The organism is Paenibacillus doosanensis (assembly GCF_025060755.1).
In the GTDB taxonomy this organism is placed as follows: domain Bacteria; phylum Bacillota; class Bacilli; order Paenibacillales; family NBRC-103111; genus Paenibacillus_S; species Paenibacillus_S doosanensis.
Window position 1 is genome coordinate 20,830 of the sequence record NZ_JANYUY010000055.1, and the last position, 26,815, is coordinate 47,644.

The window sequence follows — 26,815 nt, forward strand, 5'->3', positions numbered from 1 at the left end:
GGGGAAGGAACATGCGGGAGAAGCTGCTCGCGTTCGCCAACGAATATGCGGCCGATATGGATAACCGAGGCAGTGACGGAGACGAGCTGCGCAGCATCAACCATCCACTCGTGTTTTTGTTCCTTGGCGACCAGACGGAGGAAGCGCTGCGGCAGGTTGCGGCGTTAAACGGCAAGCAGTGGAACAACAGCGCCGGCGTCGTCTACTTGCATGTCGGCACGAAACCGCTGGACGCGGATGACGACCGCAGATTGTACCGCTGGACGATGCCCGGCGCAGCCGGGGATAAGAAAAGCCTGCGGGCGGATTTGCACAAGCGCTTCTATCAAGATGAAGCGAAGCTGCTGGAATTGAACGTCATCCTGCGGAAAATGAACAGCCGCATCGCGGAATTCGGACGGATGTATTCGCATATGCAGCGATTGAACATCGCGGTCGTAACGGAGCTGGACGATCCTTGCAACGTGCTGCTGCCGGAATTGACGGTGCTGATCAAATCGGTATTCGGGGAGCATTTCCGCTCCGTGATGATCGATTTGTACGGGCTTTTGGAGGAGAAGCAGGTCGAGGAGACTTATGCCTTCTCCTCTTCGCTCGGCGTCAGCTTTTTGCGGGAGACCGACTCGTACCAGGATCGCGGCTACCGGTTTGAAGCGATGCTCCAGGTCACCGGAGAAGGCATTCGGCTGCCGGTTATGCACGGTCCGGCGCCGCTGTTCGACATGGTGTACTTGCTGAGCAACAAGGATGAGCGGGGGATATTTGCCGATAGCGGCATGCAGGGCGCTTACGACATCATCAGCGGATTGAATCTGCTGAAAAACCGCAAGGCGCAGCAGGAGCTCGATCCCCAGCACGGCGCCTACAACAACCAGCAGTTCAAGCAGAATATGATCCCGCCGGATACCGACGGACGATGTTACGCATCCGCCGGCATGGCCCGGGTGAAGCGGCCGGACCAGGCTATTGCGCTGACCGCGCTGTACCATTGGTACCGCCTGGCCCTGCAGCGGCTGGAGGAGAACAGCGCGTCCAGGGACAGCCGCGAGCTGCTGCACGAGCTGGAGCTGGAAGAAGGGCGTTCCTCCCGCTTGGCCGAGGAGCTTGTCAGCGAGCCCGCCAAAGCGGTCGACGGGATGTACGGGATGCTGTATCATCCCGTTTCGCCCTCGGAGCTTAAAACGATGACGCTTCGGGAAGCGGAGATCGCGCTGTTCGGCGGCAACGCGCAAACGTTCTTCGAGACGAACGTCGCCCGACGGGTCGAGACGGCGCTGGCCCAGCGCGGCCTGCCGGGGGAGCTGGAGCGGCGGTTCCGGGAGCGCGTCCTGATTCACCCGGCTTACGGGTTTATCAGCGGCTGCGCGTGGACGGCTGAGACGCTGGAGGGCGGCATTGCGCACGAGCTGCGCGAGCAGCTCAGAGAAAACGCGGCGCATATCGAGCAGTGCCGCGAGGAGCTGAAGCGCAAGTACGACGAACGGGTCGAGGCGCAATCGTTCGGGCAGGCGTCGCTATGGAGCCGGCTGAGGAATCAGCTTTCAGTGAAGCAGGTCGTCCGGCATATCGTCGATGAAGTGTACGGAATGAAGCTGGAGCTGCTCTATTTGGAGACGAAGCAGCAGCTGCTTGCCGGTTATATCGGCAAGCTGGAGGAGCTGCACGCGTACGCCGCGCCGTTCGCGGAACGGCTTCGCCGGTTGGAGACGGCGCTTCGCGATACGAGTCGGAGCAGCATATCCGTGACGAACGATTACTTGGGCCGCAACATCAACGAGTTTTACGAGCAAGTGGTGAAGGAGATCGCAGAGGAGCTGGAGGAGCGCCGCGGCGTTCAGTTTTATTGGGAAGACCGCTGTCTCGGCAATATATCGGCTCTGCTCCTGCAGGGGGAAGAGGCGCTGATCGACCGGCTGATCTTAGCCGCGCGCAAAGACTTGTTCTCCCATCGCCTGTTTAGCCGCACGTTCGAGGACGAGCTGCTGAAGCGGGCGAATGTGGCCGCCAGCTACGATAACCGCGAGGTGCTGTCGAAGGAGGATCTGTTCCGCGATTTGTACGCAACGCTCGAGAACGAGGCGGCGATTCGCATCGATGTGTACCGGTCGACGCATCGGCACCGGTACGAGGAGAAATATATATTCGGCGATTATCAGAGCGAATTCGTACAATATGCGTACGCCGTCGATCACGGCAGCCGAACGTACAAGCTCGGCTGCATTCATGAGAAAAAGCCGAGCGGCATCGAGAAGCTGAACCTGATGGGCGGCTTCCGGCTGGACGATCTGATGTATTACCGCAACGGTAAAATTTATTACGATACGTACGTTCAGAACGGGTACCAGTTTCACGGGATTGAGCTGAGCGGCCCGGAAGACCGCTCTTCGGAACCGAAGGCGCTGCCGGATCAAGGCTAATCATCCGCATCGGGCTGCGTGGCGGCCGGAAGCGGAATCGATACGGGAAGGCATGGAACTAGAAAGAGGGGGAAACGGTGAAACAGCGCAAATGGAACTCATTGTTGACAATTTTTAGCGTTATCGGCGGTTTTATTGGCTTTGTCGTAGGAGAATGGATACTGGACCGCTGGGAAGGCGCGATGCACGAGACGCTGCTGATGGGGCTGTATTTCGGCCAGTTCGCCTTGTTCGTCGGCATAGGCTGCCTGGCGGCCGAGATCATCTCGCCGAAGCTGAACGGGAACAATTGGCGGCTGCATTACGCCGGCGACGGCTGGAAGCTGCTTGTGCCCGGTACGCTGGTCCTGCTGTTTGTCGCGGGGGTTCTGTTTCAGTTTATATACGGCCTGTCTTTGGGGAAGCGGGACGTTCCCCAAGATTACGTGCTGCTGCTGGACAAGTCCGAGAGCATGCTGCAGACCGACCCGGACAGGCAGAGCGTCCGGGCCGCCCAGTCCCTGATCGGCAAAATGGACGGCAAGAAGCGCGCGGCGCTGTTTACGTTCAACGAGCAGACCGAGCAAGTGTTTCCGCTGACGCAGCTGAGCGGAGCGGGCGTCAAGAACGAGCTGTCCGCCAAGCTGGAGGCGGCCTATGCTCCTAACGGGCAAACCGATATCGGCAAGGCGCTTAATGCCGCTATGGATCATTTGCAGCAGCAGGGAAGAGCCGGCCGCAACGCGGCGGTGATCCTTATTTCCGACGGGTACAGCGATGTCGATACGGCCAAGGTGCTTGCTCCTTACGTGCAGGAGCATGTCCGCGTACATACGATAGGCATCGATTCCACTCAGGCGGAAGGCAGACAATTGCTGCAGCAGATTGCCGCCAATACCGGCGGCAATTATTACGACGCGCAGAGCGCGGACCGGATTGCCGATGCCTTCGAGCAAATTTATTTGCTGAATCATCAGCGGCATCTGCTGAACGAGCGCACCGGGGCCGCGGCCTCCGACGGTTATCACGGCCTATTGAGAGCGGTGCTGATTACGCTGCTCGGAACGCTGCTCGGCTTGTCGCTCGGGATCATCTTCGACAACCGCTATTTGGCGGCGAGCTTCTCGATCGGCGGCACGGTAGCCGGACTTCTGGCCGGGCTAATTATCGAATCCGGCGTCCAAGGAGCCGATTATCCGTCGATATACCGGTTGATGGCCGACCTGATTCTCGCTTTCGTGCTTTCCGTCTCTACGCTGCTTGTTGCGGTACGCCAGGAAACGGGCGGCCATTCGGGCTTCGGCCGGGGCCGGAGGTCCCGCGTCGAGCTGGAGCCGCAGGGCCGCTACGGCAGACGAGGCGGCGACCAGACCGGCAAGCGGTTCCGCTAAAAAAGCAGCGATTTCTGGACGGAGGGATAAACAGCGATGCAGCGGCAGTGGGAATCATTAAACGAATCTTATCGCATCCGCAAAGCCGAATGCCAGCTGCGGGACGGGGAATGCACGATCACCTGGCAGTGGCCGAAGGATGTCGAGTACGTATATATTTACAGCTTTAAGGAGGACGAGGAGCAGGCGCCCGAGCAGCTCGCTCCGGCGCAGCTGAAGCTGCTGACCCGGGAAGAGTACAAAGTGAAGGGCGGTTACAAGGAGCGCGTGAGCTATATCGGCGCCCGCGGCTACCGCATCTTCCCTTGCCTCCGGCAGGGCAGCGGCTTGACGGCGTTCATGCAGGCCGACCGCGATAACTACGTCCGCGTCAGCGGCGGGAGAGCGCAAATACGCTGCTCGATCAAATACGGCGGCAGGCTGTTCAGCAAGTTCAAAACGGCCCGCATCCAGCTGTTCTGCGAAATCGCGGTGCCGAAGGAAGCGCTCTGCTATGTGAAGAAGGAAGGCGCCGTTCCGGCGCATAAGGAGGACGGCATCGCCTACCCGTTTATGAGCGATTTTGCCGTCGGCCACAGCGCGCTTCCCGAGATCGAAGTCGGCAAGCACGACTTTATCCGCTTGTTTTTTACGGAGAGCCGTTACGGAGAACAGTATGAGCTGATATTGGAATCGTGAAAAACGGTGAAAAAGCGGGCGAAGCAGCGAGAGCAATCTGGAGAAGCGCAGCGTTCGCCTTTGTCCCCGGATGTCTAACCTATTCAAGAAATCAGGCGGTTTTCGCCATATTTTGAAAAACATGGTGAAGAAGTGGCCGGAGAGTCGATAGAAAGTTGGAGCAGCGTAAGCGGTCGCCTTTGTAGACGGATTTGTCCCGCTTCAGGGCTTCAAAAATGAAAAAAATCCGGCTACAACAGCGAGTGGAAACTTCTATCGACCGCAGGACACGACGAAATCACCACCCTTTGAAAGCTCACGAAGTCAGTTTTCTAACGAAAACTCTTAGCTTATGCTTACGAAGATAGTTTTCTTCCGAAAACTTTTAGGAGGGATTCACATGCTGGGTAAATTCAAAAGCCTGTTTGAGAAAAAGCCGCCCGTCAAGGAGCGGCCCCCTTATTACAGCATCGTATGCCCGTATTGCTTCAGCAAATTCGAGCCGGAGGACGTCGTGTTCCGCGCCGTTCACAGCAAGGAGGACGACGACGAGTTCATGCTGCAGGAGGACCGCAGACTGAACGCTTGGCGGCGCAAGTTCCATTTGTCCGAGCAGGATATGGAAGCGGTGATCGATCCGGATACGATTCCGGAGGATTTTAAGCAATATTCGCAAAACGTGCTCGTCGCCGTCACCGACCGCTACGGTCATACGACCAAGCGGCGGCTGTGCCCGAACTGCCATAACGAGCTGCCGATTTCATCCGGCAAGGTGCCGAGCAACATCATCTCCATCGTCGGCGCCTCGCAGGTCGGCAAGTCCGTCTATATGACCTCGCTGATCCATACGCTGCAGCAGACGACCGCCTCGAACTTCGATGCGGCGTGCATGCCGCTCAGTGCGGAAATCAGCCGCAAATTCCGGCAAAATTACCATGAGCCGATTTTCGAGAGAGGCAGCATGCTGCAATCTACGAACCCGAACGAGCAGCAGGAGCCGTTTATTTTTCAATTCGTGTTCAAAGATCCGGAGCAGGCGCCGCTGACGCTCGTCTTCTTCGATGTGGCGGGCGAAGGAATGGTGGAGCGGGATTATTTGGACATTTATGCCGCGCATATTAAAAATTCGTCCGGCATTCTGTTCCTGGTCGATCCGCTGCAAATCCGCACGATCCGCGACCGGATTCATCTGAATCTGGGCGAAGAGGAAGGCGAATTCGCGAGCCGCTATGACGAGCCGCGCGAGGTGGTCATCAGCCTGTTCGAAAATTTCATCGCCCACCAGCATAACAGCAAGACGGATATTCCGACGGCGATCGTGCTCACGAAGAGCGACATGCTGCAGTATTTGAAGGAAGAAGACAGCGAGTACATTCAGCCGAACAGCAACGTTTTTCGCAATGTCGTTCATAAGGGCTATTTGGACCAGACGGAATTTCAAAATATTAACGGCGAGATCAGCCGTTTTATCGAGAAGGTGGACCGGCCGTTCAAGGATGCCATCGACGTCTACTTTACGAACACCGCTTACTTTGCCGTGTCCGCGCTGGGCACCAACCCCGTAAATAAACAAGTAACCAGCGTCATCAATCCGATTCGCGTCGACGAGCCGTTCATTTGGCTGCTTCACCAGCTGGATTACGTAGGCAGGAGAGATGCCAGGTGACCGGACAGAGGAAAATTCAGCAGCAATATTTTACAAGAGACAGGGAAGGCATATTCCGCACCAGCGAGGGCTTCGATACGGTGGCCAAGTCGGCCGGGCTCGACAACGGCTTTATCAAGTCGGTGCTGCATCCGTACTGCGTCTATAAAGCGCCGCAGGAGCTGCTCGGCCGCGACGAGACGGATAGCAGCCTGTATCCGAAGACGCTGACGGTGTTTCGCGCCGACAGCGGGGAACTCGTCATCGGCCGCAGCGTGTACGTTCAGACGGATTTCACGGGGCAGCGCAGCGCGTCGTTCACGCATCAATTCATCGTGCCGGGCGAGCGGCAGGAGCCGTTCGTACGCGAGCCGAACCGGCTGCTTCGCATCCGCGATTTCCGGAGCGGCTACGACATCCGCGGCGGCAAATCGATTCCGGAGCTGGACGAGGTAGCCTTCGATCCGGCCGGCTCAGCTGAAGAGGGGGATCGCTTGCTTGCCGCGCAGGGTATCGATTCGCGCCTGTTTCAGCAGCTGATTTACGCGGTCATGTCGTCGGCGGCCAACAAAAAGAAGGTCTACATTTCCCTCGCGGCGGACGTTGCGGACAGCGCCGAGCAGGCGCGGCTGCTGCTGGAGATTATTTACCGCTGCATACCTTACGCATTCCGCCGTCAGCTCGGATTTACGACGTTCAACAGCGAGCCGGAGGCCAAGCAGAACATCCATATCGTGTTTGTGGAGCCGGGTGGGCTGCGGCTGCCGGACCGCAGAGTCGAGAAAGATTATGTGTTCGACTTCGCTGGCCAAAAATGGCTGAATACCGAGCTCCCCGGGCAAAATCACGCCCTGCTGGACTGGATTTGGGCCCATCATAACGACAAGCGGCGGCTGGACGAGCTGTTCGATTTCTGCGAGCAGGCGCTGCAAGGGGAGGCCGGAGCGCTATCCCTGGCGATCCCGACTTATTATCAGCTCGGCATGCTGTATGAGATCGAGCAGGGAAGCGAAGCGCAGTACGACAATAACCGCGCGGGCGTTATGAATGCGCTGCTGACCTATCTGGACAAAGAAAGCGCGGAGCGGAAGCCGCGGCTTAAGGAGCTGTTCATCCGTCTGCTGCGCAAGGACGTTTCGGACGGAGAGGCGATCCCGACGGCGGACTATATGAAGAGCCTGATCGCTTATTACGATTTCGCCGAAGAAGGCGAGCAGGCGCTGCTGGTACAGTGCTTCATGATCTTTATGAACCGTCTGGCGGGAAAAAGCGGGGAAGGGATCGAAAAAGCGGCGCAGCTGTCCGATCTGCTGCTCGGCCGCGTTTCCCTGTTCGGACTCGTCATGAAAGAGCTGCATAAGCAGTCCGCCGCGACGGCCGAGCAGTATGTCGCCTACCGGTTGAAGCAGATTCAAAGCGCGGAACGGCTGAAAGAAGAAATCATGTTTTGGCTGAAGCAGGCGGAGGATGTGACGCTGGAGCCGTTCTTCGCCCGCGAGGTGACGGGCAAGCAGGAGCAGCTGCTGCAGAGGGAAGCGCGCAAACGCATCGAAACGGCGGTCTCCCTTCACGACTTTTATGGCGAACTGCCGTCGCGCTCCGGCCGCAAGCAGTTCGGCGCCGTATGCCGGCAGTGGCAGCTGGAGGTGAAGCTGGCGCTGCTGGAGGAGCTGGATTTGACGCAGCTGAGCTACGAGGACGTCGTCGCGCTCGGCTTCATCGCCGACCCGCTCGACGAAGAGCTGTTCCGCCATGCGAACAAGACGAGGCGTCAGCAGCTCATTTTGACCGGCATTTTGTACTGCTCGCTCATGCTGCGTCCCGGCGAGGAGGAAGAGGCGGTGGACGCGCTGCAAGGACTCGGTCCGGTGGAGCTGGACAACGTGCAGGCGGCGTTGAGACGGCTGCTTGCGGGCAGGATCGATCCGTCCCGCTACAGCTCGATTCTGCTCGCTTTCTACAGACCGGATTCGGAGCGGGGACTGTACGAGTCGAACGAATACGATTACGACGGGCTGCTGGAATTTATCGCCGCGAACAGCTTCGAAGCGGATAAGGTGCATGATTTTCTCCTGTGGTCGGCTTCCGACAGCCGCTTTGTGGACGAGAGAGGCGTCATCAATCCGCATTATAAAGCGGCGGTGAGCAAATATTTCCAAGTGCGCGAGCCGCGCGCGTTCAAGGATAAGCAGGTTCGGCAAAAGCTGCTTGAGACCGACAACGAATCGTTCGCCGCGCTGTTCCAAACGATCAAGCTGAGGCAATCGGGTAAGCTCGCTCAATTTATCGCGCGAAATAAGCGCAAGCTGGTGCGCGGCGGCTTGATTGCGGCGCCGTTCATCGTCGTGCTGCTCGTTCTCCTGTGGAATCCGCTGCTGACTTGGATCGCAAGCTTCGGCCCAGCGCCGGAAATTGCCGTCGAATCGCTGCCGGAAACTTCAACGACGATGGAGATCGCATTGAAAGCGAGCGTCAAGGGGGCTGACAAAGACGTGCTGAATGTCAAAATGTACGTTAACGGCCAATACGTCTCCAACGGCGCGATCGACACCAAGGTGCAGCTGCACGACGGCGAAAATATATTCGAATTTAAAGCGGTGAACCGGGGCGGCAAATCGTCCGAAGTGGTTCAGAAAAAGGTCATGTATACGGTGCCGCTGCCTACGGTCACGCACGGGCCGATCCCGGAGACGACGAAAAGCGCCTCGATTACCGTGACGGCCAACGCCAAAGACCCGAACGATCCGAGCCCGACCATCTATATTAACGATCAGGCGGTCGGTCAGGGCAGCATTTCCCAAACGATCAATCTCGTACCGGGAGATAACCCCATCGAGATCAAAGCCGGCAACAAGTTCGGCAAAATGAGCGATACGATCAAGAAAACGGTCAAGTACGACGCCGGTAAAAAGTAAGGCGCACGCCGCCGGACAAAAGCGAGCAACGGAGTTATCCTTTTATTTTTTCGGTAACGGGGTTTGGATTTGACTTGCTTAGAGGTAAGCCGCGTCTATGAATGATTTTCATAGAGCGGCTTTTTTATTGTTTAGGAAATGATGCGCAGCCATATCCTGTGGATATCCGGGTTCTCCCCCGAAAGTAAAGTCTACCCATAGAACGATCCCAGAGGAAGGGTTAGACGCCGATCCAGCTTAGGCTGGATGCGGACGGAATAAGCTTCAGAGCATCACGTCACTTTTGGGGGATTTGTTCACATAAAGGCTAAGTTAAAGAGGTCTCTACGGTATGCCTGATTATATCAGAAAGGGGGGGATGAATCGTCCGTCAATATCGGTGAATCCGTATTCCCGGGCAAGATCGCCAGCTTGAAGCACCTGTCCGTTTTTAAGCTGCACTTCGTCATCCCCTGCCAAGGCAGACACCGCTCGCCCAACATAATACGGCGACTCCGTGTGCTTAAGAGCTTCAACCTCCATCCAATGATCTTCATCTGTATCGAAAGTCCTTAATACCAGTTCCGTTCTCATCCAACCCGGGGAGACCGCTACCGCCGTTATTTTGGTGTTTTTGAGATCATGAGCCAATCCAAACACGGAGCGGTTAATCGCATTTTTGGCAAGGTCGTAATAGAAAGTTCCTAAATACTTATCCTGATCCCGAAATGTGGTATGTACGATCAATCCGGAATCGGCTTCCAACATAAGCGGGATCGCATAATGATTTGTCGCTATTTGTGCGCGTATTCCGCTCTGAAACGTAGCATCCCACATGGTCAGCGGATATTCCCAGAAAGGTTTGGGCTGCAAATTCACTTCCAAGTCATGCAGTCCCCAGACATTATTCACAAGGATATCGAGACGTCCTTGTTCCTGCCGGATTCTCTCGATCAAAGCTCGTGTATCCTCATCATTGGTATGATCGCAACGACATGCGTAAGCCTCTCCGCCGTTGTTTAGAATCTCCTCGACAGTTTCATCAATACTACCCGGAAAACCGTGCGTAGTCGTGCCTCGTAAACTTCTTCCGGATATATAAACTACGGCTCCGGCTTTCCCAAGCTCAATGGCTATCCCTCGTCCTGCCCCACGGCTTCCTCCGGTTACGAGAGCGATTTTCCCCGCAAGTCTCTTCAAGTTCATCTACTCCTTCGCAGTTATTTATTTCATAATACCAAAAGTAATATGTCATCTATTGTCATGTTGGGAGTGAGCTATTCGCAATTATTGGAATCTATGAAAAGGCGGACGTGCTCCTCGCCGGGGGCAAGCTTTGACCGCTTCGGTCCGGTAGACGCTTGTTCCTCCGCCATCCGTCCTTACCGGACAAAGGTACAAGAACCACCCTGCTTCCATGAATAGTCTAATAGTGGATGGAGTGGATTAGCCGGTACAAAGGAAGGGGTGCTTGGGTAACAATGTCAAGAAGCGTAGCAAACAAATGGCTGAAAACCAATGTATTGCTGAGGCACCGCGGCATTGCGGGCCACATACCGGAGACGAGACGGTTCACAAGCGCCGCATTGGCACAAATGGTAAACAAGTACGGCAGAGTGGTCGCCAAACCCGTCGTAGGTACGGGAGGAAGCGGCGTTATTCTAATTTACAAACAAGGAAGCGGGTATATCATTCATTACCGCGGCAAGATCATGCGCAGAGCCGATTTCGCCTCTATGCTGGCTGCCGTCGGGCGCATACGCCGGGGCAGAGCTTATTTGATTCAGCGGGGCATCCGCTTGGCGCAAATTGCCGGACGGCCGGTCGATTACCGGGTGAAGCTCGTTGATCAAGGAGGCAGGTGGGTGACCAGAGCCATTGTCGGACGGCTGGCTAGACCGGGACTGTTCGTTACGAATTTATGCCGGGGCGGCACGCTGCTGAAATCAAGCGACGCGATCCGCCGCTCCTTGTCGATCGCGCCGCAAGCGAAAAAGCGGGAGCTTCGCAATTTATCCTACCGCAGCATGCGGCTGTTGAAAGCCTCTTTTCCCGGAATCGGGCAGCTCGGCTTCGATTACGGAATCGATAAAAATGGGAAAATATGGATGTTCGAGGTCAATACGAAGCCGCATTAACGGCGGATGAGGCTTCGGCGAACGCAAAGATCGTCCGGGACGCGCAGGGTGGGAGGCGTCAACCGGGCGGTCTTTTCTTTGCCCGAAGCGGGAGGCGTAATAAATTGACAAAGACAGGCCCGCTCATTACGATGTAAACATACAAGCCGCTCTTACGGCCGTTCCATACTTTGTCGCCTCCGGAGGTTTTATGAAAGCGTTTAAACGGATCGCCCACACCTACGCCCGGTTAAGCTTGCGGGCTCGCCTGTTTTTGTCGTATATGATGCTCGTGATCGTGTCGTTAACGATTTTGGGAGTCGGCTATTATTATAAAAGCTCGGAGGTAATTCTTCAGAATGCAAGCGAAACGATCCTCGGCATCGTGAAGAAGAGCGACGAGTCCTTGAATTCGAAATTTGCGTCGGTCGAGCAAATCGCCGTCAATATGCATCTCGACGAGGATTTATTCGCTTTTTTCAACACGAGCGATTGGAGCAGCCGGCCGCTCAGCTCGGAGGACGACCGCAGAATTACCCGCATTCTGCAAAAGTATTTTCCGTCGTCGGAGGACCTCTACTCGGTCAATCTCGTCACAAGCCAATATATATTCGGCGGCAACCCTTATTTCTGGATTCCCAAGACGGATTTCCAGAAGTCGAATTTGTACGGGATCGGCCTCGAAGCGAAAGATAATACGCGCTGGATTCCGACCTACAATTTGCTGGACCGGTTTTATGCCATGACGACCGAGCATAAGGAACAGTCCCAGCTCGTCTTCACCGCCACGCGGCTTATCAACATTTCGATGATCCAGAACAATATGCTGCAGCAGCTGCCTCCTCATACCGAGCGTCCGGTGCTCGTCGTCAATTATCAGGAATCGATGCTGCACAAGGCGTTCGCCGAAAGCCTCGGCGTTCAGGGCTCTTATTATTACGTGCTGACGCCCGAGGGGGAAACCGTCTCCGCTTCGCGTTCCTTCGAGCAGGCCCCCGATGTAGACCGGGAATGGATTCAGAGCGCGCTCCGCCAGCAAAGCGGCACGGAATTGATCCGCATCGGCGGGAAGAAGATGGTCGTCTGCTTCGATACGATCAAGACAACCGGCTGGCTGTCCGTCGTCTTCATCCCTTATGACAACCTGCTTGGCACCGTGCCCAACATGCTTTCCTACACGCTCTATTCCACGGCCGCGATGATTCTGCTCTCCATAGCCGCTAGCTTCCTTCATTTCCGGACGCATTACGCTGCCGATCAAGAAGCTGCTCGTAGCCATTAAGCAAATGGGTGAAGGGCATTTCGGCACGATGATCGAACCGGCGGGCAGCCGGGGGGAAGCGGGCATTCTGATTCATAAGTTCAATCAGATGAACGAGAAAATCGAGCTGCTGATCAAGGAAAACTACGAGGTGCACATTAAGGAGATGGAGGCGGAGCTGCGGGCGCTCAATTTTCAGTTCAACCCCCATTTTCTGTACAATTCGCTTAATATCATTAACTATTTGGCGATCGAGAACAAGCAGCCGCTGATCAGCAGTATGCTGGTCGAGCTGTCGGAGATGCTGGAGTATACCGCCGGCCGTCCCGGCGAAGTGCGGTTCAGCGAAGATGTGAAGTATTTGGAAAATTACGTGTCGATCATGATGCGCAGATTCGAAGGGAAATTTCAGGTGGAATACAGCTTCGATCCGAGGCTGTACGAGGGCACGGTGCCGAAGTTTTTTCTCCAGCCGTTTATCGAGAACGCCTTGATCCACGGGCTTGAGGACGTCGAGGAAGGAGGCGTCATTAGCGTATCCGGCCGGATCGAGGGGAATGTCCGCCGGTTTTGTATAGAGGATAACGGCAAAGGCATGCCGTAAGAAACGATCCGCCGCATACTGGATGCGGGCGAAGAAGGACAAGCCGATTCCATCGGCATCGACAATGTGAACAAGCGCATGAAGCTGCTGTACGGCCCTGAGTACGGAGTACACATCCAATCGGCTCCGGGAGCCGGGACGAAGGTCGTCATCACGGCCCCGTGGCAGCCCTAATGTCGGGTCCGGGCGACCGCGCATTCGCTAGCGATTACGTCCCCGTAATAACCATGGCGGCTTAGTGTGAACTTCCGCTTGAAATCGCTTGAAGCCAAGACCCCGCTTTGCGGGGTTATTTTGCATGCAAAAGTCCACCTTTCATTGATTTTTAGAGTAGGTTTGGTATAGAAAAGCGGATAAAATGAAAGCGTAAACAAGAAGGAATGCCGAATTACAGGAGGGTTTTCATGAAAAAGACAGTATTACCGGTTATGTTAGCGGTTGCTTTGCTCGGCGGATGTACGCCGGGAGGAGCGGGCTCCGACAAGGCTTCATCGGATTCGGGATCAGGCGGAGCTGTGGAGATCAGCTTTTGGCGGCCGCAGGCGAAAGAGGACGAGGATCAATTCTACGCCAAGCGCATCGAGGAGTTCAACAAGGCGAACGAAGGCAAGATCAAGCTGAAGATGGAGGTCATTACGAGGGGGAACTCCTTTGCGTACGAAGATAAAATTAACGCCGCGGTAGCGTCGCATACGCTGCCCGACATCATCGCCATCGACGGTCCGAACGTAGCGAATTACGCGGCCTCGGGCATCGTCGCTCCGCTCGACGAGTATTTTGCCAAGGAAGATATGGCCGACTTCGTTCCGTCGATCATTCAGCAAGGCACTTATAACGGCAAATTTTATGCCGCGGGCTTGTCGGAATCTTCGGTCGTCCTGTTTTACAACAAAAAAATTATGAAGCAGTACGGCATCGAGCCGCCGACGCAGATGGAGAACGCCTGGACGTGGGATCAATGGTACGAGGTGATGAAGAAGACCGCCCAGAACGGAGTATTCGGCACCAATATGATCAACGACAAAGGAGAATGGATGACGTACGCCTTCGAGCAGTTTTGGCTGTCGGGCGGCACGGATATTGTGGACAAGGAAGGCAAGAAGGCGCAGGGATTCGTCAACAGCCCGCAGGGAGTGGAAGCGGCGCAATTTCTGCAGAAGCTGGCCAAGGACAAATTGTTCAATATCGATCCGAAGCCGACCGAATTCGAGGAGGGCAAGGCGGCGACCAAGCTCGGCGGCCCGTGGAATATTCCCGGGTTCAAGGATTATCCTGACCTGGAATGGGGGATTACGTACTTCCCCAAAAAATCCGGCGGCGTGCAGACCGCGCCATCCGGCAGCTGGACGATCGGCTTAAGCGCGGACAGCAAGCATCCGAAGGAAGCGGCGGAAGCGCTCAAATGGCTGACGAACAAAGACAGCTCGGCGGGCCTCGCGAAGGTGATCAGCATGCCGGCCAGCCGGAAATCGGCCTACGAGAGCATGCCCGAGTATAACGATTTGCCGCTGCGGGTGATCAAGGAGCAGGTGACGACCGTCTCCCGCGCCCGTCCGGTAACGCCGGGCTATCCCGTGCTGACGCAGAAGTTCGCCGAAGGGCTGACGGATATTATGATGGGGGCCGACGTGAAGAAGACGCTCGATAATATCGCTTCGGTCTATGACGAGGAATATAAGAGGAATTTCACCAAATAATTCGCTTCAAGCCAGCGGATTGCATCGGACTCTATATGCGGCGGCAGCTTGCCGGCAAGCCATTGCGGGCAGGCTGCCTTCCGTTAGGCCGGAGGCGGCCGAAAGACCTTTCGCTCGCTCGGGCGGCGTCAGGCTTGCGGCCCCGAAGCCGATGCAGCAGTTGGAGGCAGCGAAGAAGAAAGGAGCAGCATAAGTGCAGACAGCAACCGAAACGTTCAAGAACCGGGCCGCAGCGGCGACGATTCGCCGGAGCAAGCGCAAGGAAGCCGTGATGGGCTATTCGTTTATTTTGCCGGCCGTCCTGCTGCTGGCGGTATTTTTACTGCTGCCGTTTGTGCTCGCCGTCATGTTCGGCTTTACGAAGTTCAATCTGCTGCGGCCGGATCGCATCGAGTTTATCGGGCTCGCCAACTATATCAATCTGTTCACGGACCCGCTGTTCTACAAGTCGTTGTACAATACGCTGTATTTCTCCGTGATCGTCGTTCCGGTGCAATCGGCCGTCGCTTTGGGGCTCGCCCTTCTGATCAATAACAGGCTGAAGCTCCGCAACGTATTTCGAATCGCTTACTTCAGCCCGGTGATTACCTCGATGACCGTCATCGCCATTCTATGGATTTACTTGTACAATCCGAACGAAGGGCTGGTCAATTCCGTGTTGAATGTGCTGGGCATTCCGAACCAGCCGTTTCTGAGAAGCGCGGGACAGGCGATGAACTCGATTATTTTCATGTCCGTCTGGCAGGCTGCCGGTTACCAGATGATGATTTTTCTGGCGGGGCTGCAGGGCATCCCCAAAGATTTGTACGAAGCGTCGTCGATCGACGGGGCGGGCAAGCTGCAGCAGCTCAGGTACATTACGATTCCGAGCCTGTACAACGTCATCGTCTTCGTGCTGACGATTACGACGATTCAAGCGGTCAAGCTGTTCACCCAGCCTTACATTATGACGAACGGAGGGCCGGAGAATTCCACCCGAACGCTCGCGCTGCTGATTTATCAGCAAGGGTTTCAGTTCCGCAATGCCGGCTACGCTTCCGCCATATCGGTCGTTTTCTTCCTGATCGTCGTGTTCATTTCCGTCATGATGAGAAGGCTTCTTAAGGACAAATAGCGGCCCGCTGCGGATTTAAGGCAAAATTTCAGGCAAAGGAGGAGAGCCAGCCGTATGACGGATAGAAAAAGCAAGCTGCTGCTGTACGCCGCCAATGTTATCGTATCATTCCTGTTCATTACTCCGCTGCTGTGGATGGTGGTGTCGTCGTTCAAGCCGGAGCCGCGCATCTTCGCGGACTTAAGCTCCTACAAGGCGCTGCTGCCGGTCGATTTCACGCTGGACAATTACCGCAAAGCGTTCGAACGGATTCCGATGTTCAAATATTTGTTTAACAGCCTCTTCTACGTTTCGGTCATCTGCCTGTGCAGCCTCGGGGTGAACTCGCTCTGCGGCTACGCGCTGGCCAAGCTGAATTTTAAGGGAAGAGCGTGGATTCTCACGTGCATTGTCGCGCTGATGGTCGTGCCGTTCGAGAGCATACTGATGCCGCTGTACTTCGTGGTCAATACGCTGCATTGGGTGAACACGTGGCTGGCGCTGATCGTGCCGTTTATCGCCAGCTGCTTCAATATTTTTATGTTCCGGCAGTTTTTCATGGATATTCCGAACGAGCTGCTGGAGGCGGCGGCCATGGACGGCTCGTCGCCGATGAAGACGTTTCTTACGCTGGTCGTTCCTTTGTCGGGGCCGGTCTTTACGACGGTGTTCATTCTTACGTTTATTTCGCATTGGGGCGATTTCATGTGGCCGATTTTGGTTACGACCGGAGAAGACCTGCGCAACGTGCAGCTCGGCATCCAAACCTTCTTCACGCTGCCTCCGATTTATTACGGGCAAATTATGGCTACGCTGACTTTTACTACGCTGCCTATAGTGGTACTGTTTTTATGCTTGCAAAAATATTATGTGCAGGGGATTGCCAGCTCCGGACTAAAGGGCTGATCGGAAGGTGACAATGGTATGTACGATGTAACGGCGATTGGAGAGCTGCTGATTGATTTTACTCCCTGCGGGCTATCGGACAAGGGGAATGTCTGCTTCGAGACCAATCCGGGCGGAGCGCCGGCCAATGTAGCGGCAGCGCTGGCCCGTTTCAATAAGAAAACCGCTTTTATCGGAAAAGTAGGGGATGACGCGTTCGGCCGATTTCTCGCGCAGGTGCTGCAAAACTTGCAGATCGATACGGCCGGGCTGGTCGTTGCCGAAGAAGCTCCGACGACGCTCGCCTTCGTCCATTTGGATGAGCGCGGCGAAAGATCGTTCAGCTTCTACCGCCGGATGACCGCAGATATGCTGCTGTCGGAGCGGGAATTGAACAAGAACATCCTCGCGCATTCGCGGATCGTTCATTTCGGCTCCGTTTCGATGACGCACGAGCCCGCGGCGGGAGCTACGCTGGCGGCGGTGCGGTTGGCCAAAGACTGCGGCGCGGCCGTCTCCTTCGACCCGAATCTGCGTCCCGCGTTATGGGAGCGGCCGGAGCAGGCCAAACGGATGATCACGGAAGGCTTGCGGCTGGCGGATATCGTCAAGCTGTCGGAGGAAGAGCTGCTGTTTTTGACCGGAACTGCGGATGCGGCCGAAGGATCGGCGATACTCCAGGAGAGCTTCGGGACGCCGCTGCTGTTCGTAACCTTGGGCAGCGCAGGCTGCTTTTACCGTAAGGGCGACTTGACCGGCAGTGTGGGGGGCTGCAAGGTGACGGCCGTAGATACGACCGGGGCGGGAGACGCGTTCGTCGGGGCGGCGCTCAGCCGGATCGCCGACTGCGGCAAACCCGTTCAGGATTTGGAACGGGAGGAGCTCGAGGCTGTCGTACGCTTCGCCAATACGGCGGGGGCTCTGGCCGCAACCCGCAAAGGCGCGATCGACAGCATGCCTTACTTGGAAGAGATCGAGCAATGGATGAACAAGGAAAGAACGGGAGAACGCTTGATAAGGGAGGAATCGTAAATGAAGAGGGAGCTTGAGACGAGCTTGCATGATCCTTACAGACCGCAGTATCATTTTACGCCGCAGCGGCAGTGGATGAATGACCCGAACGGCATGGTTTATTTTGAAGGGGAATACCATCTGTTCTACCAGTACCATCCTTACGGCACGACCTGGGGGCCGATGCATTGGGGGCATGCCGTCAGTCCCGATATGGTTCATTGGGAGCATCTGCCGGTTGCGCTGGAGCCCGACGAGCACGGGGCGATTTTCTCGGGCAGCGCGGTGGTCGATTGGCGGGATACGACGGGCTTTTTCGGAGGGAAGCCGGGGCTGGTGGCGATCTTCACCCATCACGACACGGTGCCGGGGAGCGATCGTCCCCGGGAGCGGCAAAGTCTGGCCTACAGCACGGACCGCGGCAGAACATGGCATAAATATGCGGGCAATCCGGTGCTCGCCGACGAGAAGCACCACGATTACCGCGATCCGAAAGTGTTCTGGCACGAAGCCTCCGGCCGATGGGTCATGGTTCTGGCAACCGGACAAACGGTCAGCTTCTATACTTCTCCCGACTTGAAGGCGTGGTCTTTGTCCGGCACGTTCGGAGAGAAGGAAGGGTCGCATGACGGCGTATGGGAATGCCCCGATCTGTTCGAGCTGCCGATTGAGGGAAGCGGCGGCAGGGAGACGCGCTGGGTGCTGTTTGTCAGCATCGGCAACAATCCGGCGTTTCCGGAAGGCTCGCGAACTCAGTACTTCACAGGCACGTTCGACGGCCGGCAATTCGTCAACGACAACCCGCCGGAGACGGTGCTGTGGCTTGATTACGGGCGGGACAACTACGCGGGCGTGAGCTGGTCGGATATACCGCAGGAAGACGGCCGGAGAATCTATATCGGCTGGATGAGCAATTGGCAGTATGCCCAGGTCACCCCGACGAAGGAGTGGAGAAGCGCCATGACGCTTCCGAGAGCGCTGAGCCTGCGGAGCGTGAACGGCCGTCTGCAATTGATTCAGCGTCCCGTCGAGGAATTGCGGCGTCTGCGCGGGGATGCCTCCGTTTGGCGGGACATTGCGCTGGGAGATGACGCGCAGCCGTGGATCGGGCAGGAGGCGGCATGCTGCGAGCTGATCGCGGAGTTCGAGCTGCAGGACGCGCGGGAGGCGGGGCTGCGCCTCAGGACGTCCGCGTCCGATGCGCAGGAGCAGGAGGTCGTCGTCGGCTACGATGCCGCTTCGCAGCAGCTGTTCGTCGACCGCACCCGGGCGGGGGAAGCTTCCTTCCATCCGCTGTTTGCGGGCAAGCATGCTGCGCCGCTGCGCCAGGATGCGCATCATCGTGTTACAATGCATATATGGCTGGACCGTTCCTCGGTCGAAGTATTCGCCGGAGACGGCTCCGCCGCCATTACGGATTTGATATATCCGGCCGATTCGGATGCGTTAAGGATCGGGCCGTACGCTGCGGGAGGCCAGGCGAAGCTGATTTCGTTGGCCGTATACCCGCTCGCGCCCGGCTTATAAGCCTGCACCGGCCTGTGGCCGCGCCAGGTAGCTTGCGGCCCGCCGCCCCCGGCTGCATCCGGTTTCGCCAGAAAGGGGTCCTCTATGAACTGCATCCTGGTAGTGGATGATGAAGCGATACAGCGCAGAGTATTATCCGGTATGATTCGCAGCGTGAGGCCGGAATGCAGGGTGATCGAAGCCAGCAACGGCCGTAAGGCGCTGGAGGCGATCGACTCCGAGCCGGTCGATGCGGTCATAACGGATATCAAGATGCCGATTATGGACGGATTCGATTTTATCGAGCACAGCCGTAGGGGGCGCCGTCCGCTAAAAATTATTATTTTGAGCGGCTACCGTTATTTCGAATATGCGCAAAAGGCGCTGCAGTTGGGAGCGTTCGATTATTTGCTTAAGCCGGTGCGCGAAGAGAGCATCGTGCAGATGCTCGATAAGGTGGAAGCGAGTCTCCGCGAGGAACGAAGCAGCCTCATGGAGAAGGAGCAGCTGGCCAAGCGGCTGGATACCACCTTGCCGGTCTATTACGAGCGTCTGCTGAGCGAATGGATCGCCGGCCGGCTGTCCGCAGCGAAGCGGGACGAGCTGAAGGCCGCGTTTTCCTTGAAGGAAGCGGGGACGGTCATTGTCAGCCGCATTCACTTGGGAGCGCCGGAGGATACGGGGCAAGAGGAAGAAGCGGGGGCCACGGCGGAGCCGGACCAGCTGAAGCAGTCCGTCATCGAGGCGCTGAACCGCGGCTTGAGCCCGCTCGGCCAGCCGGTTTCGTTCGTTTCGCCGGACGATGCGCGCTGCATCGTCACCGTGCTGACCGCCGTGAGCGCCGCGGAAGCGGATCATCCCGCCGGGACGGCGATGCTGGAAGCCGTGCACAAGGAAGTGAGCGGGCTTTGCGGCGGCGCGGGAGACTATGCCGTCTGCACGATGGGAGTAGGGCGGCCGCGCGGCGATATTATCGCGGAAGCCGCCGGCTCTTACGCGGAGGCGCTGGAGGCGGAAGCCCGCCATTTCTATCAGTCCGCGGACGGACCGATACGTTACGGCGACGCGGATCGGCCGCTTCAGCGGATGAGCGGCGAAGCGTCCAAGGACGAGGAGACGCTGAAGGAGCTTATTAAGCTGCTGAAGGCCGACGCTTTCGAACAGCATATCCATGAGATGCTGAACAAAATCACGGAAGAGGGCTTTCCGTTTCCGGACCAGTTGAAGGCGAGGCTGATCCGGCTAACCGGGAGCTTGGCCGAAACGGTGAAGGATATGATGAACGAGGAAGACTATCGCCAGCTGGTTATGCAGATGGAACGGCAGATTAAGGAGTGCCGGGCTTTCGGGCAGCTGCACGGGATACTCGCCGGCTGCGGCGGGCAGCTCATCGCGGCGCTGCAGTCGATGCGGTCGCGCAAGCACGAGCTGACCGCGGACAAATGCGCCGCATTTATCGATGCGCATTATATGGAAGATTTGTCGCTGGAAGCGGTGGCCGGGCGGTTTTATTTCAGCCCCAATTATTTAAGCATGGTATTCAAAAATCAGCTCGGGACGACGTTCGTCAAATATTTGAGCGGCGTCCGATTGAATAAGGCGGTCCGGCTGCTGGAGGAAAGCGATCTGAAGGTATACGAGATTGCCGCGCGAACGGGCTTTAAGGATGAGAAGTATTTTTACCGGGTGTTTAAACGAAAATACGGCGTAACGCCGGATGAATATCGACGCTTATTGCGTCCCGCAGCAAACGGGCCTGCCGTCTATCCGTAAGACGGCAGGCCCGGTTGTATTGGCGTGCTTATTTGGCGATGGACTGCGGCGAAAAGTAGGAAAACGACATATGCCGATCGAGCGCCATATTGGCGGCTCCCAGCGCTCCGCCGATTTCCTTGAATTCGCCGATGTGCACGACGGTGGCGGCCGATAATTGGCCCATCGCGCGCTGCCGCATCATTTTAATCGCCGACTGCACATAGACGGTGCTTTCCTTGGGAATCGTCCCGCCCAATATGATCGCCTCCGGATTCAGCAGATTGACCAGATTCGCCATCGTGATGCCCAAATAGGTGGCCGCATGGTTAACGACCTGAATGGCCAATTCATCGCCTTGTTCGGCCGCATGGCATATATCCTCGGCCTTCAGCATCTGCAGATCGAAGCCCGGGTGATGGTGAAGCGAGGAAGGCGAGCCAAGGCGGAGCAGGCGGCGGGCTTCAAGCTCCATGGCGGGAGCCGCGGACAGCATCTGCAGGCAGCCGGTGTTGCCGCACGGGCAAAGCGGCCCGTCGGCGTCAACCGTCGTGTGGCCGATCTCTCCGGCTCCTCCGAGCGCCCCGTGAATAAGCTCGCGGTTCACATAAATGCCGGCTCCGATACCGGAATCGATGCCGATATAGATCATATGCCGGTAGTCTTTGCCCGCGCCGTACCGGCATTCCGACAAGCCGCGCGCGCGGCTGCGGTTCAACACGGCCGTCGGCCAGCCCAGCGCATTCTCCAGAAGCGCCCCTAGCTCGACCTGCTGCCAGCCCATCACGGCGGAGCTGCGGAGCAAGCCGTTATGCGTATCGACGAGCCCGGGCACGCCGATGCCCAGCAGCGGGATCGGAGTTTTGTCCAATTGTTTAATAAAGTCGGGAAGCTCCTGAACCAGCGCGCTCACCGCCGCCTCAGGGGTCAAAGGGCTGAAGGGGATGCGCCGTTTCTCGATCGTGTTGCCCAGCAAGTCGAAGGCGCCCAAAGTCCAGGTCTGATGATTGAGGTCGGCGCCCAGGATGATATGGGAATAAGGGACAAGCTCCAGATTGGTCGCCGGTCTGCCTCCGGTAGACTGTCGCAGCTCCGTTTCGTGCACAAGCCCAAGCTCGATCAATTCATTAATCGTCACCGAGATCGTCGCGCGGCTTAGATCGGTCTGTTGGGTCAGCTCGATACGGGACATCGGCCCGTGCACTCTCAGCATTTGGAGGATGGCGGTTTTGCTGCCTTTTTGATCCCAGACTTTGCGGATAGTATCCATAAATGTTCCCTCGCAATTCCTTCGAACTCAAAATATGTCTGCATTAACCATATCAAAATAATCGCGTGAAGGCAATGGCGGCATAGAGACTAATACAAAACTTTAGACAAAATTTTTATGAATTTACCCTAATTTAAAGATGTAAAATGAATTTTTTCGGATAATAAGTTTAGTTATTGACATAAGTTTCGAGTGTGACGTATGATCAAGAGGAAAAGGGAAGAAAATTCCGCCCCGCGGGCGAACGGCAGTTGATAGCGTTTACAGTTTAGCCGGTTGATGATTAACTTGTTTAATCTAATGATAGGCTATTATCGGCACTTCATTATCAATAAGCGTTAGGAGGACCATAGCTATGTTTCCGCAACCGCATTTGACCCCGCCGCCGGAGCATCCCCGGCTATTTCTTCGCAGGCAGCATTTGCCCGAACTGCGGAGCAAGATGACAAGACCCGAGGTGAAGCAGGCTTGGGAGCGGCTTATGAAGTACAGCGAATACGGGATCGAGGAAGCCGGCTCGGAGCATTGCCCCGGGGATGTGTATGTCATTGAAGCCAACGCGCTGCTGTATTTGTTAAAGGAGGACCGGGAGGCTGGGCTGAAGGCCAAGGCGCTCGCGCTGTCCGCTATTACGAAGCATTTCAACCCGAACTTTCAAGATATTTCGCGGGACATCGGCCGCTTGATGCTGGCCGGCGCGATCGTATACGACTGGTGCTACGAGCTGGTGAGCGATGAGGAACGGGATTTTTTCATCCGCCACTTCAAACGGCTGGCTTCCTTGCTCGAATGCGGCTATCCGCCGTTAAAAGAAGGCGCTTTCGTCGGCCACAGCTGCGAATGGATGATCCAGCGCGATATGCTCGGCACGGGAATCGCCATTTACGACGAGGACCCGGAGATGTACGATCTGGCGGCCGGCCGGGTACTGCATCAGATGGTGCCGGCGCGCAACTTCTTTTACCCTTCCGGTTGGCATCATCAGGGCGACGGTTACGGCGGCGTTCGTTTCCAGGGAGAGCTGTTCCCGACGTTTCTGTTCGATCGGATGGGCTTCGGCAACGTCTACGATGAATCGCAGCGCGAAGTGGGCTACCAGTGGATTTATACGCGGCGGCCGGACGGAAAGCTGCTGCGCGACGGCGACTCGACGCCCGTTATGCCGAATCATACGAAGTATACGAGGCTTCATTTTATTTATTTGCTGCTCGGCGGTTATTATAAGGACCCTTACTATGTATGCCAGCAGCTGAAGGACGAGGGGCGGTTTCAGGATAAAGACGTGCTCTTCGCCTTCCTGTTCGCCGATCCCGATGTGGAAGCGAAGCCGCTGCACGAGCTGTCGCTAACCCGTTATTTCGGCCCTCCTACCGGAGTGATGGTCGCGCGCACCGGCTGGGATGACGGCATCGATTCCAGCACCGTCGTAGCCGAGATGAAGGTCGGCATGTATCAATACAACAACCATCAGCATTTGGACGCGGGAGCGTTCCAGCTGTATTACAAAGGCAATCTGGCCATCGATTCGGGCTCTTATAAAGGCTCCTCGGGCAAGTATCATTCACCGCATAACAAATATTATTTCAAGCGTTCGATTGCGCATAATACGATGCTGGTTTACGATCCCGACGAGCTTCGGCAGTACCCCTATGTCAAGGACGGCGGCCTGGTATGGCCGAACGTCAATGACGGCGGGCAGCGCTGGCCCAATGAAGGCCGGCCGCCGCTTACGCTGGACGATCTGCTGAACAAAGATTTCAAACGCGCCGATGTGCTGGCGCACGCTGTCGGGGACGACCGGCTGCGGCCGGATTATTCGTATCTTAAAGGAGATATTACAGCGGCCTATTCGAGCAAAATGAAAAGCTTCCGGCGCTCGTTTCTGTTCCTTAATTTCAAAAATGAGGAGCATCCGGCGGCGTTGATCGTGTTCGACCGCGTCGTCTCGGCTCGGCCCGAGTTTCCGAAATATTGGCTGCTGCACAGCATCGAGGAGCCGCAGATCGAGGGAGGACGCACCGTCATTTCGCGCAGCGAGGACGGCTACAACGGACAGCTGATCAACGATACGCTGCTGCCGGAATCGGGCAATCGGCGGATTGAGAAGGTGGGCGGCCCCGGCAAGGAATATTGGGTGTTCGGCACCAATTATGTGAACGATTTCCCCGGCACGAAGGAGCAGGGCGAGTGGCGCATCGAGGTCAGCCCGGTTCAGCCGTCGGAGGAGGATTTGTTTTTGAATGTCATTCAGATGAAAGCTATCGACGGCCCGGCGGCGCTCCCTACGCAGAAGGTAGAGACGGAGCGGATGGTCGGGGCGCAGCTGAACGGCTGGCTTGCGCTGTTCGCGAAGAACGGCGAGCGTCTCGCCGAGGACGTCGCGCTGCCGGTGACAGAGGAGGGCTCGCCGCTGCTTGGACGCGAGCTAAACGGTCTGGCGGCCGATCTGGCGGCCGGCATCTGGACGGTCGAGCTGGAGACGGGGAATGGGGAAGGCTCGGCATGGGAGCGGCGGCATTTGTTGACCCGCGAGGTGACGGAAGAGAGCGGCGTGCTGCATTGGCGGTGGATGGCGGCTCCCGGGCGCATTCTGCTGAGTTACCGCGGCCCGGCGGAGCATCAGCCTGACGAAGAAGGAGGAGAACGGAATGGGAGATAAGCCGAACGTCGTCATCATTATGGCCGACCAGCTTCGCTGGGACGCTCTGGGAGGAGAGTACACGCCGAACATTAACCAACTGAAGGAAGAGAGCGTGACGTTCGATCGGGCGTACTGTGCCTCGCCGTTGTGCGTTCCGGCCCGCGGAGCCTTCTTCACAGGGAAATATCCGAATGTGACGGGCTCGCTGATCAATCCGTGGACGCCGCAGGAGAAGGAGCACGGCATGGTGCGTCCCGATCATGAACATTGGTACCGGCTTATCGAGGAGGAATGGGACAGCTGGCATACCGGCAAGCAGCATCTGTTCACGGAACCGAAGCTGGAGCATAGCGCGGACAGTAAAACCCATTGGCTGCAGCTGGAGCAGCGGTATGAAGCGTTTCTGAAGCAGAACGGCAAGAAAAAGCCGGGCGGGCCGGCGTTTCAAGGCTTGGTACCGGAGCTTGCCTACGGCCGCGTGACCCGCAAGCGCAAGTATTCGATTCCGACCGTCGGCCGCTACGATGAGGAGCTTGATTTCTTCTATGACGGTTTTATTCTTAACGATTCGCTGGAGGCGATTCGCGGACGGGACCGCAGCAAGCCTTTCGCGCTGAACGCGATGTTCCTTGCTCCGCATCCTCCGCTCGACATCCCCGAGCCGTGGTATTCGCTGGTGAAGGAAGCGAAGCTTCCGGACAATGTAGGCGTCTGGGCCGACAATCAATCGCCGCTGCAGCTGTACAATTTGACCGGGATGCTCGGCACATCGTATACGCGCGAGGAATGGGAGCGCATTTGGCGAGTATATCTCGGCCTGGTGGCGCTGCTCGATCACTGCGTTGGCCGGCTTGTCGCCGAGCTGAAGCGCGAGGGCCTCTACGACAATACGCTGATTGTGTTTGCGAGCGATCACGGCGAAATGCTCGGCTCTCATCGGCTGTGGCAGAAGATGTGCATGTACGAGGAATCGGTAAAAACGCCGCTGTACATCAAATTTCCGGAAAGCTTCACGCCCGCTATCAAGCAATCGGAGCAACTGGTCAGCAGCGTCGATGTGCTTCCGACCCTGTGCGATTTCCTGGGGCTGGAGACGCCGCAAGGAGTGTCGGGGGTGTCTTTAATGCCGTTAATTACCGGCGAACAGGAGCGCCTCGCGCGTGAGCGCATCTTCATTCAATTCGACGGCAACGGAGCACGAAGCAACTTCCAGCGCTGCGTTATGGAAGGCGATCATAAGCTGATCGTCGACATTTTTAAGGATGAAATATTTATCGAGCTGTACGATCTTAAGCAAGACCCGCAGGAAATGAACAATTTGGCGTTCCGGTCCGATGAGCATGGCGGCCGGATCGAGAGCCTGCTCGGCAGCCTGCGCGATTATATGCGGAGCACGAACGATTTGCTCGATCTGCCGGAGAACGCCTATGGGCGGTTCCTTGGCGATTACGCGGAATTTCAGGCTTAGACGCCCGGTGAACAAGCGGCCGGAGAGTCGATAGAAAGTTGGAACAGCGTAAGCGGTCGCCTTTGTAGACGGATTTTCCCCCGCGTAAGGGGTTAAAAATGAAAGAAATCGGGCTGCAACAGCGAGTGGAAACTTCATCGAACGCAGGCCACGACGAAATCGCCACGCTTTAAAAGTCCGGTGAAAAACGAGCGGAGGGGCCATTTGAATCTGGAAAAGCGTAAGCGTTCGCCTTTGAAAACGGATTCTCTCCACAGAAAAACGAAAAAACAATCCTAAGAATCCGTTTTCAACAGCGATTGGAGGATCAAATGGACGCCGCAGCGGACTTTTTCACCACCCTTTTAAAAGTGTGGTGAAAAAGTCCCTGTTATTACAAAATGAAGCCGTCAAAGTTACCAAAAAAACGGAACCCTGAGCATGTAGTGGAGCAAAGATACTGGGGACAGCCTGTTATCTTGGCGAGGACGGTGCAGGAAAGTGCACCAGCCCGTGGCCTTCTGGCTTTGAATCGGCACAGTCGCTTT

General features: G+C 56.6%; 18 protein-coding genes. 16 read left to right on the plus strand and 2 right to left on the minus strand.

Annotation, left to right across the window (positions count from 1 at the left end; translation table 11 throughout):
* Positions 1–11: 11 nt before the first annotated feature.
* The 5 genes from N0M98_RS27890 to N0M98_RS27910 all read left to right on the plus strand — a co-directional run bounded on the left by N0M98_RS27890 (position 12) and on the right by N0M98_RS27910 (position 9,004).
* The gene (locus tag N0M98_RS27890; protein ID WP_259619801.1) at positions 12–2,417 is read left to right on the plus strand and encodes a hypothetical protein; all 2,406 of its coding nucleotides are present in this window, start codon (positions 12–14) and stop codon (positions 2,415–2,417) included.
* Between the two features lie 77 nt (positions 2,418–2,494).
* Positions 2,495–3,787 carry a vWA domain-containing protein gene (locus N0M98_RS27895; RefSeq protein ID WP_259619802.1) on the plus strand — a complete coding sequence of 431 codons (1,293 nt, stop codon included), beginning with the start codon at positions 2,495–2,497 and terminating at the stop codon, positions 3,785–3,787.
* 36 nt (positions 3,788–3,823) lie between these two features.
* Entirely contained in the window at positions 3,824–4,465 is a 642-nt protein-coding gene (locus tag N0M98_RS27900; protein WP_259619803.1) for a hypothetical protein, read from the plus strand.
* 379 nt (positions 4,466–4,844) lie between these two features.
* The gene (locus N0M98_RS27905) at positions 4,845–6,110 is read left to right on the plus strand and encodes a TRAFAC clade GTPase domain-containing protein (RefSeq protein ID WP_249865798.1); all 1,266 of its coding nucleotides are present in this window, start codon (positions 4,845–4,847) and stop codon (positions 6,108–6,110) included.
* A complete protein-coding gene (locus N0M98_RS27910) occupies positions 6,107–9,004 on the plus strand; it encodes a GAP1-N2 domain-containing protein (protein ID WP_259619804.1) in 2,898 nt (965 codons plus the stop codon). Before N0M98_RS27905 ends, N0M98_RS27910 begins: the two co-directional genes overlap by 4 nt.
* 339 nt (positions 9,005–9,343) lie before the next feature.
* Here N0M98_RS27910 and N0M98_RS27915 read toward each other — a convergent pair whose 3' ends face one another.
* Complete coding sequence (locus tag N0M98_RS27915; protein ID WP_259619805.1) at positions 9,344–10,189, minus strand: SDR family NAD(P)-dependent oxidoreductase; 846 nt, start codon at positions 10,187–10,189, stop codon at positions 9,344–9,346.
* Between the two features lie 275 nt (positions 10,190–10,464).
* Between N0M98_RS27915 and N0M98_RS27920 the strand changes: the two genes are divergently transcribed.
* The 9 genes from N0M98_RS27920 to N0M98_RS27960 all read left to right on the plus strand — a co-directional run bounded on the left by N0M98_RS27920 (position 10,465) and on the right by N0M98_RS27960 (position 20,930).
* Positions 10,465–11,121, plus strand: a complete 657-nt coding sequence (locus N0M98_RS27920; protein ID WP_259619806.1) for a YheC/YheD family protein — start codon at positions 10,465–10,467, stop codon at positions 11,119–11,121.
* 190 nt (positions 11,122–11,311) lie between these two features.
* Positions 11,312–12,382: a cache domain-containing protein gene (locus N0M98_RS27925; protein ID WP_259619807.1), complete on the plus strand. Its 1,071-nt coding sequence runs from the start codon at positions 11,312–11,314 to the stop codon at positions 12,380–12,382.
* A 4-nt stretch (positions 12,383–12,386) separates the two neighbouring features.
* Complete coding sequence (locus N0M98_RS27930; RefSeq protein ID WP_259619808.1) at positions 12,387–12,965, plus strand: sensor histidine kinase; 579 nt, start codon at positions 12,387–12,389, stop codon at positions 12,963–12,965.
* Positions 12,966–13,369: 404 nt separating this feature from the next.
* Positions 13,370–14,662, plus strand: coding sequence for an ABC transporter substrate-binding protein (locus tag N0M98_RS27935; protein ID WP_249865793.1), 1,293 nt, complete (start codon positions 13,370–13,372; stop codon positions 14,660–14,662).
* A gap of 193 nt (positions 14,663–14,855) precedes the next feature.
* Complete coding sequence (locus tag N0M98_RS27940; RefSeq protein WP_259619809.1) at positions 14,856–15,776, plus strand: carbohydrate ABC transporter permease; 921 nt, start codon at positions 14,856–14,858, stop codon at positions 15,774–15,776.
* A gap of 54 nt (positions 15,777–15,830) precedes the next feature.
* On the plus strand, positions 15,831–16,661 hold the full coding sequence (locus N0M98_RS27945; RefSeq protein ID WP_259619810.1) for a carbohydrate ABC transporter permease: 831 nt from the start codon (positions 15,831–15,833) through the stop codon (positions 16,659–16,661).
* An 18-nt stretch (positions 16,662–16,679) separates the two neighbouring features.
* Complete coding sequence (locus N0M98_RS27950) at positions 16,680–17,672, plus strand: PfkB family carbohydrate kinase (protein ID WP_259619811.1); 993 nt, start codon at positions 16,680–16,682, stop codon at positions 17,670–17,672.
* Positions 17,673–19,178, plus strand: a complete 1,506-nt coding sequence (locus tag N0M98_RS27955) for a glycoside hydrolase family 32 protein (protein WP_259619812.1) — start codon at positions 17,673–17,675, stop codon at positions 19,176–19,178. It begins immediately after the preceding gene.
* A gap of 84 nt (positions 19,179–19,262) precedes the next feature.
* A complete protein-coding gene (locus N0M98_RS27960) occupies positions 19,263–20,930 on the plus strand; it encodes a response regulator transcription factor (protein ID WP_259619813.1) in 1,668 nt (555 codons plus the stop codon).
* Positions 20,931–20,958: 28 nt separating this feature from the next.
* On the opposite strand, the gene N0M98_RS27965 is transcribed toward N0M98_RS27960, so the two are convergent.
* Positions 20,959–22,179, minus strand: a complete 1,221-nt coding sequence (locus N0M98_RS27965; protein WP_249865786.1) for an ROK family transcriptional regulator — start codon at positions 22,177–22,179, stop codon at positions 20,959–20,961.
* A gap of 355 nt (positions 22,180–22,534) precedes the next feature.
* Here N0M98_RS27965 and hepB point away from each other — a divergent pair, with 355 nt between their 5' ends.
* Both hepB and N0M98_RS27975 read left to right on the plus strand, forming a co-directional pair.
* Positions 22,535–24,838, plus strand: a complete 2,304-nt coding sequence (hepB, locus tag N0M98_RS27970) for a heparin/heparin-sulfate lyase HepB (RefSeq protein WP_259619814.1) — start codon at positions 22,535–22,537, stop codon at positions 24,836–24,838.
* Positions 24,828–26,288 carry a sulfatase family protein gene (locus N0M98_RS27975; protein WP_259619815.1) on the plus strand — a complete coding sequence of 487 codons (1,461 nt, stop codon included), beginning with the start codon at positions 24,828–24,830 and terminating at the stop codon, positions 26,286–26,288. The genes hepB and N0M98_RS27975 overlap by 11 nt, the downstream gene beginning before the upstream one ends.
* Positions 26,289–26,815: the final 527 nt, after the last annotated feature.

Coding starts and splice junctions, on each gene's coding strand:
- N0M98_RS27930 (WP_259619808.1), top strand. CDS start 12,387: ATGGGTGAAGGGCATTTCGGCACGATGATCGAACCGGCGGGCAGCCGG.
- N0M98_RS27955 (WP_259619812.1), top strand. CDS start 17,673: ATGAAGAGGGAGCTTGAGACGAGCTTGCATGATCCTTACAGACCGCAG.
- N0M98_RS27975 (WP_259619815.1), top strand. CDS start 24,828: ATGGGAGATAAGCCGAACGTCGTCATCATTATGGCCGACCAGCTTCGC.
- hepB (WP_259619814.1), top strand. CDS start 22,535: ATGTTTCCGCAACCGCATTTGACCCCGCCGCCGGAGCATCCCCGGCTA.
- N0M98_RS27965 (WP_249865786.1), bottom strand. CDS start 22,179: ATGGATACTATCCGCAAAGTCTGGGATCAAAAAGGCAGCAAAACCGCC.
- N0M98_RS27950 (WP_259619811.1), top strand. CDS start 16,680: ATGTACGATGTAACGGCGATTGGAGAGCTGCTGATTGATTTTACTCCC.
- N0M98_RS27945 (WP_259619810.1), top strand. CDS start 15,831: ATGACGGATAGAAAAAGCAAGCTGCTGCTGTACGCCGCCAATGTTATC.
- N0M98_RS27890 (WP_259619801.1), top strand. CDS start 12: ATGCGGGAGAAGCTGCTCGCGTTCGCCAACGAATATGCGGCCGATATG.
- N0M98_RS27905 (WP_249865798.1), top strand. CDS start 4,845: ATGCTGGGTAAATTCAAAAGCCTGTTTGAGAAAAAGCCGCCCGTCAAG.
- N0M98_RS27915 (WP_259619805.1), bottom strand. CDS start 10,189: ATGAACTTGAAGAGACTTGCGGGGAAAATCGCTCTCGTAACCGGAGGA.
- N0M98_RS27935 (WP_249865793.1), top strand. CDS start 13,370: ATGAAAAAGACAGTATTACCGGTTATGTTAGCGGTTGCTTTGCTCGGC.
- N0M98_RS27900 (WP_259619803.1), top strand. CDS start 3,824: ATGCAGCGGCAGTGGGAATCATTAAACGAATCTTATCGCATCCGCAAA.
- N0M98_RS27960 (WP_259619813.1), top strand. CDS start 19,263: ATGAACTGCATCCTGGTAGTGGATGATGAAGCGATACAGCGCAGAGTA.
- N0M98_RS27920 (WP_259619806.1), top strand. CDS start 10,465: ATGTCAAGAAGCGTAGCAAACAAATGGCTGAAAACCAATGTATTGCTG.
- N0M98_RS27925 (WP_259619807.1), top strand. CDS start 11,312: ATGAAAGCGTTTAAACGGATCGCCCACACCTACGCCCGGTTAAGCTTG.